The sequence below is a fragment of the Streptomyces hilarionis genome, assembly GCF_024539675.1.
GTDB classification, from domain to species: domain Bacteria; phylum Actinomycetota; class Actinomycetes; order Streptomycetales; family Streptomycetaceae; genus Streptomyces; species Streptomyces hilarionis.
Window position 1 is genome coordinate 14,536 of the sequence record NZ_JAHHIT010000087.1, and the last position, 11,690, is coordinate 26,225.

Genomic DNA, 11,690 nt, shown 5'->3' on the forward strand with positions numbered 1-11,690 from the left:
CGGTGGATACGGTCGGGCTCCCGGGCGGGCCGTTCCCCCTTCAGGCCCGCCGCACCAGGAAGGCGATCCCCGTGACCCGGCAGCCCCGCCCCACGACCACCCTGTGGCGCCCCACCGGCCCGGTGGAGCTGGCGCTGGTGCGCGACCTCGCCTGGCGCGCCTGGCCGCCGCGCCTTCCCGAGCAGCCGATCTTCTATCCGGTGCTGAACGAGGACTACGCCGTCAGGATCGCCCGGGACTGGAACGTCAAGCACGACGGTGCGGGGTACGTGACCCGGTTCGAGGTCGACTCCGCGTTCCTGAGCCGCTACCCGGTCCAGCGCGCGGGCGGTCGCACGATCCTCGAACTGTGGGTTCCCGCCGAGGAGTTGCCCGAGTTCAACGCGCACATCGTGGGCCGGATCGAGGTCGTGCACGAGTTCCGCTGACCGCCGGGGGTGACCGCCGGCCGCGACGGTGGACCGCCCCGCCGCGAGCGGCCGCCACCGCAGTCCCCCGCCGCCGAGCACCCCGTGGGCGCCGGGCCCCCGGAGCGGCCGCCCCCGAGGCCGGGGTCCGACCGGGCCGGGCCGTGCGGCCGTCCGTCACCGCACGGGGGCGGGCGCGGCGGACGGCGTCCGGCGGGCAGCCGGGCCCGAGGGGCGGGCGGCGCGGCGGACGGGGACCAACAGGGCGGCGAGAGCGGCGCCCAGGCACAGCAGCGCCAGCAGGGTGAAGCCGTGGGTGTAGCCGGATTCGTACGGCAGTCCCGACGGCTGGAGCCGGCCGGTGACCAGCAGGCTCGTGACGGCGGCGCCGATGGAGCCGCCGATGGTGCGGATGTTGGCGTTCATGCCGGTGGCCGCACCGGTCTGCGCGGCGGGCACGCTGCCGACGATCAGGTTGGCCATCGAGGCGAACGCCAGACCGATGCCCAGGCCGAACACGCCCGCCACGAGCGCGACCTGCCACTGCTCGTCGTGCCAGAGGGCGAGGAAGCCCAGGGCCAGCGCGCCCAGTGCGGCGCCGGCGGCGAGCAGGGCCTTGGCGCCCACGCGCGGTTCCAGACGGCCGCTGAGCACGCCGGAGACGAACATCGCGAGCAGCATCGGCAGCATGAGCAGCCCGGAGGCGGTGACGCTCGCGCCGAAGCCGTAGCCGGCGGTCCGCGACGTCTGGACGAACCCGGGCAGGAAGGACCAGATCGCGTACATGCCCGCGCCGAAGAGCAGGGCGGCGAGGTTCGTGGTCCACACCGCCGGCAGGCGCATGATGCGCAGGTCGATCAGCGGGGAGCGGGAGCGGGCCTCGACCGTGAGCCACAGCGCGAGGAGCACGGCCGCGAGCAGCAGCAGGCCGGTCACCCGGGCCGAGCCCCAGCCCCAGACGCCCGCCCGGCTGAGCGGCAGCAGCAGGGCGACCAGCCAGCCCGACAGCAGCAGGGCGCCGAGCCAGTTGACGCTGCCCTGCGCCCGGTCGCGGGACTCGGGGACGTACCGCAGGGCGATCAGCGCGGCCGCGGCGACGATGCCCACGGGGATCCAGAAGAGCCAGCGGTAGTCGAGCGCGGTGACGATGGGTCCGGCCGCGACCATGCCGACGCCGCCGCCCGCGGCGATGACGGCGGACAGGTTGCTGATGGCGCCGGGCACCCGGGACGGGGCGAACTCGTCGCGGATGATGCCGAAGGAGAGGGGGAACAGGGCGCCGCCGACGCCCTGGATCACCCGGGCGACGATCAGGACGCCGATGTCGGGCGCGAGCGCGGCGAGCAGACAGCCGGCCAGGACGGCGAGCAGCACCCCGACGAGGGTGCGCTTCTTGCCGACGAGGTCGCCGACGCGGCCGAGGATCGGGGTGAAGACGGACGCGGACAGCAGATAGGCGGTCATCACCCAGGTCGCGGTGGACTGGGAGGTGTGCAGGGCGTGCTGGACGGTCGGCAGGGCCGGCGCTATCAGCGACTGGAGCATGGAGAACACGCCGGCACCGGCCGCGAGCACGGCGAAGGTGAGGCGCGTGGACGTGCGGGGCATGAGAAGCCTCTCGGAGGGACTCCCGGACACGGGAGACGAGAAGGGGAAACGAGGAAGGGGCCTCGGGACTGTTAAAGTGGAGGCACCCCTCCACCATAGCGGAGGCATACCTCCGCTTCAACCGAGTCGCCCTGGAGGCAGCGCGTGCCGGCCCAGCAGTTCCCCATCACCGAGATCGTCGCGGCCCAGCGCCCCGCCCGCAGGGACGCCGCCCGCAACTACGACGCGCTGCTCGCCGCCGCACGCGAGGCGTTCGCCGAGCACGGCTCGGAGGCCTCCCTGGAGGACATCGCCCGGCGCGCGGGGGTCGGCATCGGCACGCTGTACCGGAACTTCCCGACCCGCCGGGCGCTCTTCGAGAGCGTCTACGCGGACGAGGTCAACGCGCTGTGCCGGTCGGCCGGGGAGCTCGCCGGCCTGGAGCCGTGGGAGGGGCTCACGGCCTGGGTGCACCGGTTCGCCGGCTACATGGTGACCAAGCGGGCGGTGCGCGAGGCGCTGGAGGGCGAGTCGGAGATCTTCCAGGCCTGCCGCGATTCGCTGTACGGGGCCTGCGGCCCGCTGTTCGAGCGGGCCCAGCAGGCCGGTGTCGCGCGCGCGGACATGGACTTCGGCGACCTGCTGCGCCTGGTCGCCGGGGTCACGGCGACCTCCTTCACGGACGACGCCCAGCGCGACCGCGTCCTGGCCATCGCCCTGGACGGGGTGCGCGCCGGGCGCGGGGCGGCCGGGGTCAGCCCGTGAGCGGGTGCTGCGGGTCCAGCAGCCGGGCGATCCGCTCGGTGATCACCTGCGAGTTGTTGCCGCCGGGCGCGTTCGGGCCCACCGTCGTGGACACCGCGATCGACAGCCGCTTGTGCGGCTCGTACGCCATCACGGCCGCATAGCCGAAGAAGGACGGGTTCTGAAGCACCCAGCCGTTCTTGACGATGACGCCCACGCCGAAGTGGAAGTTCTTCGTCATGGGCAGGCACACCGAGGCGGGGCAGGTGGCGGTGGCGTGGCCGAGCCCGACCGTCCCCGGGTTCAGCTGCGTGCGGAAGGAGCTCTTGGAGAGCAGTTCACCCGAACCGATGCCCTGGCCGGAGCGGGCCAGGTCGCAGATGTCCTGGGTGATGACAGCCCCCGGGGCGGTGGTCCAGGACGGGTTGAAGTACGTGGACTCCTCGTAGGTGCCGCGCTCCTCGTCGTAGGCGTGCAGCACGGGCTGCGGGATCTCCGCCGTGTCGTTGCTGCGGGTGTTGCGCAGGTCCAGGGGGCGCAGGACGCGCTGCCTCAGCAGGTGCGCGAGAGGGGTCCCGGAGATCTTCTCCAGGACGCGGCCGAGCAGGACGAAGTTGGCGTGCGAGTAGCTCCAGTTCGTGCCCGGCTTGTACCAGAGGGGGTGGCTGAGGGAGAAGGCGACGAGCTCCTTCGGCGTCCAGTGCTGCCACGGGTCCGCGTACAGCTGCTTCAGGAACGCCGGGTCCGTGACGTAGTCGTGCAGGCCCGAGGTGGAGTCGCCGAGCATGCGCAGGGTGATCTCGTCGCCGTGCGGCAGGTCGGGCAGCCAGCGCGAGACGGGGGCGTCGAGGTCCACCTTGCGCTCCTCGACGAGCTGGAGCAGCACGGTGCCCATGAAGGCGATGCCGACCGAGCCGGTCCGGAAGTGCATGGCGGGGGTCGCGGGCACGTCCGTCATGGACTCGCCGACGGCCCCCGTCACGAGCTCGCGCCCGTCGATCGTGACCTTGACGAGCGCGGCCTTGAGGTCGAGCTCCTTCTTGGCCCGGCGGACGATGTCGAGGACCTTGCGCGCCTGGCCGTCGGGGCTGCGGGTGGCGGCGCAGGCCCGGTCGGGGTGGCCGGGACCGGCGGCCGCGACCGCCGTCTGGAGGGTCGAGGCGAGGAGTGCGGCGGCGCACAGCAGCGCCGTACGAGTACGCGTCATAGGCGCACTATGGGCTGATCCTCACACCGGCCCGGTCGCTGACACTCGGACACCGGCGCCCCGGGTCCGGACAGAACCCGTACGGAGGAGCGCCGCGCGCGGGAGCGCCGTCCCGCTGTGCGCGGCCGCGCGGCCGGACCGGTCGACGACCTCCCGAGGACCGGTCTGACCGCGCAGTCATCGCAGTCTTCGCGGCCGCCCGGCCGGCGTCAAGACCCGTCCCGACGGGTGAGCGGCGGGGCCGCGGGCGAGCAGGGGCCCTTCCGGTCACTCCGGGGGCGACACACAGATTTTTCCCGGCCACCGGATCGACGCCGACGACAGGCGTCCGTCCGGGGACATGCGGTCCAAAGGAGCCCATTTCTGACGGTCAATCAAGTTTCCGTGGAGTGACCGGGGCATGAACAGGCCCCGAGGCAACCGGAATTGATCCGTTTTCCTCCCCCCTGGCCCGTCGCGTGCGTCTGACCGAATCGCTACGGCCGGTCACCGGCCGATCGTTCGAACGTTGACCAGTGAGTAACAAGGCCACTACCTTTCAACGCGTTTCGAGCACGCGCTACAGAACGGCGTTCCGCGGTGGACCTCTCCCCGCCGGAATCCGGTGAGCCGCCTTTGCTGTCCCGAACCCCCCACCGTGCAGTCTCACCCTTGATTCGGAGAATCATGACGTCCGCTGTGCGTTCCGAGGACATGATCATCGGCATCACTCCGTTCGGCGAGCCCGACGCCGGTCTCGCCCTGGCGGTCGGCCGGGCCGGCGGCCTCGGCGTGCTGGACCTCGGACCGGGCGACCGAAGATCGCGCGAGGCCCTCGCGCGGCTGCGGCGCGCCTCTCCGGGCGGGTTCGGCGTCCGGGTCGACGCGCACTGCCGGCTCACCCCCGCCGACCTGGACGCGGACGGTCCCCACACCGTCGTCCTCGCTCCCGACGCGGCGAGCCCGGCCGTCGGAGCGAGCGGAGCCCGCTGGCCGGTCGCCGAGCTCGCGGCGCGCTTCCGGGTCCTGGTCGAGGTCACCGACCTCGCGGGCGCCCGGGACGCCGAACGCGCCGGAGCGCACGGCCTGATCGCCCGCGGCGCCGAGTGCGGCGGCCGCGTCGGCGCCCTGAACGCCTTCGTCCTGCTCCAGCAGCTCCTCGCCGCGCCCGAGGTGACGGCGCCGGTGTGGGCGTGCGGCGGCATCGGCCCGCGGACGGCCGCCGCCGCCGTGGCCGGCGGCGCGGCCGGGGTCGTCCTGGACGGCCAGCTCGCCCTGCTCGCCGAGTCGGCGCTGCCCGAGCCGGCCGCCGCCGCGCTGCGCACCCTGGACGGTTCGGAGACCGTCGTGGTGGCCGGTCACCGTGTCCTGCCTCGGCGGGGCCCGGACGCCCCCCGGCTCGCGGAGGACGCCGGACCGCGAGAGGTGGCGGCGATGCTCGGCGCGCGGGACCCGCGCACCCAGGTGCTCCCGGTGGGCCAGGACGGCTTCCTCGCCGCCCGGTTCGCCGAACGCTGGAACGACGTGCGGCGCACGGTCCGCGCGCTGCGCGACGCGATGCTGGACGCCGTCCACGACGACGGCGCCGCGCGGGCGCTGCGGCCCGGTTCGCCGATGAGCCGGGCGCTCGGCACCCGGCTCCCCGTCGCGCAGGGGCCGATGACCCGGGTGAGCGACACCCCCGCGTTCGCCGCGGCGGTGGCCGCGGACGGGGCGCTGCCCTTCCTCGCCCTGGCGCTGGCGGACGGCGCGCGGACGCGGACGATGCTGGCCGAGACGCGCGACGCGGTGGCCGGCCGGCCCTGGGGCGTGGGCGTCCTCGGCTTCGCGCCGGAGGACGTGCGCGCGGCCCAGCTGGAGGCGGTACGGGAGCTGCGGCCGACGCACGCGATCATCGCGGGCGGACGTCCGTCCCAGGCCCGCGCCCTGGAGCAGGACGGCATCCGCACCTTTCTGCACGTGCCCTCACCGGGCCTGCTGCGGCAGTTCCTGGAGTCCGGCGCGCGCCGGTTCGTGTTCGAGGGCTCGGAGTGCGGCGGGCACGTGGGGCCGCGTGGCAGCTTCGCGCTCTGGGAGGCCCAACTCACGGTACTGGAGGACTGGTTCGAGAACCGACCGGCGGACGACGTCGAGGTGTTCTTCGCCGGCGGGGTGCACGACGAACGGTCCGCGGCGATGGTCGCCGCACTCGCCGCTCCGCTGACCGCGCGCGGAGCGGCCGTCGGTCTGCTGATGGGCACCGCGTACCTGTTCACCGAGGAGGCCGTGTCCTGCGGGGCGATCCGGCCGCTGTTCCGGCGACAGGTCATGGACGCGGACGCCACCACGTTGCTGGAGTCCGCGCCGGGGCACGCGACCCGCTGCGTGCCCAGCCCGTTCGCCGCGGACTTCCGCGACCGGGAGGCCCGGCTGCGCGCCGAGGGCGTGGCCGACCGGCGGATCTGGGAGGAACTGGAGCGGCTCAACGTCGGCCGGCTGCGCCTGGCCAGCAAGGGCGTGACCCGCGGCGACGACGGCGCGCTCGTCCCCGTCGACGAGCGACGCCAGCTCGCCGAGGGGATGTTCATGGCGGGCGAGGTGGCCGTGCTGCGCTCGGCCGCCACCACCCTGACGGCCCTGCACGAGTCCGTGACCACGGGGGCCGTCGAGCATCTCGCCCGGCGGGCGGCGCAGAGCGCCCCGGCGCGGGAGGCTCCCGCGCCCCTCGCGCCCGCCCCGCTCGACATCGCCGTGGTCGGCATGGCGTGCATGTTCCCCGAGGCCCCCGACCTGCCCGCGTTCTGGGCGAACGTCGTCGGCGGCGTGGACGCGGTGGGCGAGGTCCCCGCCGACCGCTGGGACCCGGCCGTCCACCATGGCGAGTCCACCCCCTCCAAGTGGGGCGGGTTCCTCCCCCGCATCCCCTTCGACCCCCTGCGCTACGGCATCCCGCCGGCCTCCCTCGGCCACGTCGAGCCGGTGCAGCTGCTGTCCCTGGAGGCCGCCCGGCGCGCCCTCGACGACGCCGGATACGGCGACGAAGGACGGGACTTCGACCGCTCCCGCACCTCCGTGGTGTTCGGCGCGGAGGCGGGCAGCGACCTGTCGAACGCGGCCACGCTGCGTGCGGTGCTGCCCTCCTACTACGGCCGCGTGCCGGAAGGCCTGGACGACCAGCTTCCGCGGCTGACCGAGGACTCCTTCCCCGGCATGCTCGCGAACGTCATCTCGGGCCGCGTCGCCAACCGGCTCGACCTCGGCGGCGCCAACTACACCGTCGACGCCGCGTGCGCCTCGTCGCTGGCCGCCGTGGACGTCGCCTGCAAGGAACTCGTCGGCGGCACCTCCGACGTGGTGCTGTGCGGCGGCGCCGACCTGCACAACGGCATCAACGACTACGTCCTCTTCTCTTCCGTGCACGCCCTGTCCCCGACCGGCCGCTCCCGTGCCTTCGACGGCTCGGCGGACGGCATCGCGCTCGGCGAGGGGGTCGCCTGCCTGGTCCTGAAGCGGCTCGCGGACGCCGAGCGGGACGGCGACCGCGTCTACGGGGTCATCAAGGGCCTGGGCGCGTCCAGCGACGGCCGCTCCCTCGGACTGACCGCGCCCAGACCCGAGGGCCAGCGCTCGGCCCTGGAACGCGCCTACCGCAACGCGGGCGTCTCACCGGCCGAGGTCGGCCTCCTCGAGGCGCACGGCACCGGGACGGTCGTCGGCGACCGCACCGAACTGCGCATCCTCAGCGAGGTGTTCACCGAGGCAGGGGCCACGCCCGGCGGCTGCGCGCTCGGCTCGGTGAAGTCGCAGATCGGGCACACCAAGTGCGCCGCCGGTCTCGCGGGGCTGATCAAGACGCTGCTGGCCCTGCACACCGGCGTCCGGCCGCCCACCCTGCACGTCGAGTCGCCCAACCCGGCCTGGGAGGCGGACACCAGCCCCTTCGCCTTCCACGCCGAGGCCCGCCCCTGGGCGGCGCCGGCGGAGCAACGGCTCGCCGGCGTCAGCGCGTTCGGGTTCGGCGGCACCAACTTCCACGTGGTGCTGGCCGCCCACGCGGACGGCGTCCCCCCGGTGCGCGGGGCCGACGTCCAGCCGGCCGAGCTGTTCGTCTTCCGCGGCCGGGACGAGGCCACGGCCCGCCGGTCGATGGAGGACCTGCTGACGGCAGCCCGGGCGCCGGGCCGGCCCTGGCGGCTTCGCGACCTCGCGCTCGGCGCGGCCCGGCGCTCGGACGCGAGCACGGACCCCGCCCGGTTCGCCCTCGTGGCGACGGACGTGGACGACCTGGTGGACAAACTGCTGCGGGCCACGGCCGGTCCCGTCGGCCAGGAGGGGGACGCGGGCCCAGGGGAGCACGCCCCGGTGCGCGGGATGTACCGGGCCGGGCCCGCCGGCGCGGACGAGGGCGGCGCCCCGCAGGACGCCAAGGTCGCCTTCCTCTTCCCCGGCCAGGGCAGCCAGCGCACCGGCATGCTCGCCGACCTGTTCGTCGCCTTCCCCGAGCTGCGCCCCTACCTGGAGCTCGGCCGCGCCCACGCCGACGCCCTGTACCCGCCGGCCGCGTTCGACGACGCCGGGCGCGAGAGGCAGAGCGCCGCGCTGACCGACACCCGCGTGGCGCAGCCCGCCCTCGGCGTCGCGGGTCTCGCCGCGCACGCCGTGCTCACCGCGGCCGGGGTGCAGCCGGACATGGCCGCGGGTCACAGCTACGGCGAGCTGGTGGCCCTGTGCGCGGCCGGCGCGCTCACCCCCGAGACGCTGCTGGAACTCAGCGTGGAGCGGGCGGCGGCGATCCTGCGGGCGGCGGAGACCGCCGGGGCCGCCCGGGGCGACGGGAGCGCCGGGGCCGACCCCGGGACCATGGCGGCGGTGTCGGCCGGCGCCGAGGAGGTGACGCGGGCGCTCCGGGCGCCGGGCGCACCGGACGGCGTCGTCGTCGCCAACCGCAACGCGCCCGGGCAGACGGTGATCTCGGGGCCCACGCAGGCCGTGGTCGAGGCTGTCCGGCTGCTGCGCGCGGCGGGGCACGGAGCCAAGCGCATCCCCGTCGCGTGCGCCTTCCACAGCCCGCTGGTCGCCGGCGCGGTCGACGACTTCGCCGAGGCGCTCGCGGCCCGGCCGGTCCACGCGCCGGAGTTCCCGGTGTGGTCCAACCGCACGGCCGCCCCCTACCCCGCCGACGGGGACGCCGTGCGGGCCGGGCTCGCCGCCCAGATCGGCGCCCCGGTCGCCTTCGTGGAGCAGATCGAGGCCATGTACGAGGCCGGGGCGCGCGTCTTCGTCGAGGCCGGTCCGGGCGCGGTGCTGACCCGGCTGATCGGCCGGATCCTCGGCGACCGCCCGCACACCGCGGTGGCCTGCGAGCCCCGGCCCGGCAGCGGTCTGCGCGGCTGGCTCGACGCGCTGGCCGAACTCGCCGTCGCGGGGCTGCCGGTGCGTGCCGGGTGGCTGCTGCGCGGCCGTGACGCGGTGGACGCGCTGCGCGCCCCGGCGCCGAAGCGGCCCGGCTGGACGGTCGACGGCCAGCTGGTGCGCACCGCCGACGGCGCCCTCCTTCCCGGTGCGCTGGCGCCGGCCCGACGTGTCGTGGACCCCACCGAGAGGACAGCGACGACTGTGACGACGAACCCCCCGCACGGCGTCCCCTCCGACCGGGACGCGCTCGTCTCCGAGTTCCTGCGCACCAGCCGGGAGATGATCGCCGCCCAACGCGACGTGCTGATGACCTACCTGGGCGCCGATCCGGGCGCGCGGCCCGCCCCGCTCCCCGCGCCGGGCCCCCAGGTGATCCAGGACGCCCGTCAACTCCTGCCCGCCCGGGCGGAGTCGACGGCCGTGGTCCCCGCCGACGCCGTCGTGCCGCCGGCCGTCGCGGAGCCCGTCCGGGAGCCGGAGGGCGCGGTCGACGTGGGGCAGGTCGTCCTGGAGATCATCAGCGAGCGCACCGGCTACCCCGTCGACATGATCGAACCCGACCTCGATCTGGAGGCGGACCTCAGCATCGACTCCATCAAGCGGGCCGAGATAGCGGGCGAGCTGGCCCGCCGCCTGGGCGCGGGTGCGGACACCGACCTCGCGGGCCTGGACGACGACGCGCTGGAGGAGCTGGCGAAGGCGCGGACGGCCGCCGCCGTGACGGCCTGGCTGACCGCCCGCCTGGGCGGCCCCGCCGGGCGGACCGCCGCACCGGCCCCGGAGCCCGCCGCCCCGGCCGCGGAACCGGTCCGGGAACCGGCCGGGCAGCCGACGGCGGCGACCGGGCCGGACGCGGTCACCGGCGAGGCCCCCGCACGGCGGATCCTGCGACCGGTCCCGCTCGATGAGCGGCCCGGCGCCGCCGACGACCCGGCGGCCGCGCTCTCCGGAGCCCGCTGGATCGTCCTCGGCGACGCCCCGCAGACCGCCGCCCGGCTCGCGTCCCACGGCGCCGACGTCGTCGTCCGCCCCCACGACCACGTCCTGACGGAGTCGGACGGGCCGGTGGACGGCGTGCTGTGGCTCGGGGCCCTCGCCGACGGCGACGGCTCCCCCGTGCTGCCCGACGCGTTCCCCGTGCTGAAGGCCGCCCTGGCGCACGGCCCGGTCCGGCTGCTGGCCGTCCGGAGCGCCGACGGCGAGGCGCCCGACCCCCGCACGGCCGGCCTGCGCGGCCTGTTCCGGACGGTGGCGCGGGAGTATCCGCAGACCGTCGCCCGCATCGTCGAACTCGCCGACGTCTCGCCGACGGCCGTCGCCGACGCCGTCGTCGCCGAGGCCCTGGCTCCGGACCGCACGCCCGTCGTGCTGCGGACGGCGGCCGGCCGGCACGGATTCGCCCTGATGGCGGCGCCGCTCGGCCCGCTCGGCGACACGGGGGCGGGACCGGCCGGGGTGGGGGCCGCGGAGGCGGCCGCGCTCGGCCTGGACCGGGACTCGGTGGTGCTGCTCGCGGGCGGGGCGCGCGGCATCACGGCGCAGTTCGCCGCCGCGCTCGCCCGCGCGTCACGCTGCCGTCTGGAACTGCTCGGCCGCACCCCCGCCCCGGACGGCCCGGAGGCCGCGGACACCGCGGCCGCCGGCACCCCTGCCGAGTTGCGGGCCGCGCTCGCCGCTCGCGGAGGCCTGCGGCCGGCCGAGATCAACCGCGCCGCCGAACTGCTGCTGGCCCAGCGGGAGATCACCGCGACCCTCGCCGAACTCACCGCGCTGGGCAGCCGGGCCCGCTACCGCCCGGTCGACTTCCGCGAACCGGAGGCGGTGTTGCAGGCGGTCAAGGAGATCCACGCCGAACACGGCCGGCTCGACGGCGTGGTGCACGCGGCCGGCGTGATCGAGGACCGGCTCCTGGCCGAGAAGAGCCCGGAGTCCTTCCGGCGGGTGTACGGCACCAAGGCGACCGGCGCCCACGCCCTGCTCACCGCGCTGGAGGAGCTGCCGACGGCGCCCGCGTTCACCGTGCTGTTCGGGTCGGTCTCGGCCGTCGTGGGCAACCGGGGCCAGGTCGACTACGCGGCCGCCAACGACGCGCTGGAGACCCTCGGAGCGGCCTTCGCCGCGCGCACCGGCCGACGGGCGGTGACCGTGCACTGGGGTCCCTGGGCCCCCTCGGACGGGCACGCCGGCATGGTCGGGGCGGAACTCGCCCGCGAGTACGCCCGGCGCGGGATCAGGCTGATCGACCCCGAGGAGGGGACGGCAGCGCTGCTGCGGGAACTCGCCTGGGGCGAGGAGTCCGCCACCGCCGTCGTCTACACCGCCTCGGGCTGGTGACGGGCGCGGTGGGTTCGCCCCGACCCCACGACGACACG

5 protein-coding genes are annotated in these 11,690 nt (G+C 75.6%); 3 read left to right on the forward strand and 2 right to left on the reverse strand.

The window, feature by feature from the left end; all coding sequences use genetic code 11:
• The first annotated feature begins 71 nt into the window (after window positions 1-71).
• On the forward strand, window positions 72-428 hold the full coding sequence (locus tag KMS84_RS21925; protein ID WP_256918114.1) for a hypothetical protein: 357 nt from the start codon (window positions 72-74) through the stop codon (window positions 426-428).
• 156 nt (window positions 429-584) lie between these two features.
• On the opposite strand, the gene KMS84_RS21930 is transcribed toward KMS84_RS21925, so the two are convergent.
• Window positions 585-2,015 carry an MFS transporter gene (locus tag KMS84_RS21930; protein ID WP_256918115.1) on the reverse strand — a complete coding sequence of 477 codons (1,431 nt, stop codon included), beginning with the start codon at window positions 2,013-2,015 and terminating at the stop codon, window positions 585-587.
• A gap of 144 nt (window positions 2,016-2,159) precedes the next feature.
• Here KMS84_RS21930 and KMS84_RS21935 point away from each other — a divergent pair, with 144 nt between their 5' ends.
• Window positions 2,160-2,759, forward strand: coding sequence for a TetR/AcrR family transcriptional regulator (locus KMS84_RS21935; protein ID WP_256918116.1), 600 nt, complete (start codon window positions 2,160-2,162; stop codon window positions 2,757-2,759).
• Here the strand turns inward: KMS84_RS21935 and KMS84_RS21940 are convergent.
• Window positions 2,749-3,945: a serine hydrolase domain-containing protein gene (locus KMS84_RS21940; RefSeq protein WP_256918117.1), complete on the reverse strand. Its 1,197-nt coding sequence runs from the start codon at window positions 3,943-3,945 to the stop codon at window positions 2,749-2,751. The genes KMS84_RS21935 and KMS84_RS21940 overlap by 11 nt on opposite strands.
• Window positions 3,946-4,611: 666 nt before the next feature.
• Here KMS84_RS21940 and KMS84_RS21945 point away from each other — a divergent pair.
• Window positions 4,612-11,652, forward strand: a complete 7,041-nt coding sequence (locus KMS84_RS21945) for a type I polyketide synthase (protein ID WP_256918118.1) — start codon at window positions 4,612-4,614, stop codon at window positions 11,650-11,652.
• Window positions 11,653-11,690 lie beyond the last annotated feature (38 nt).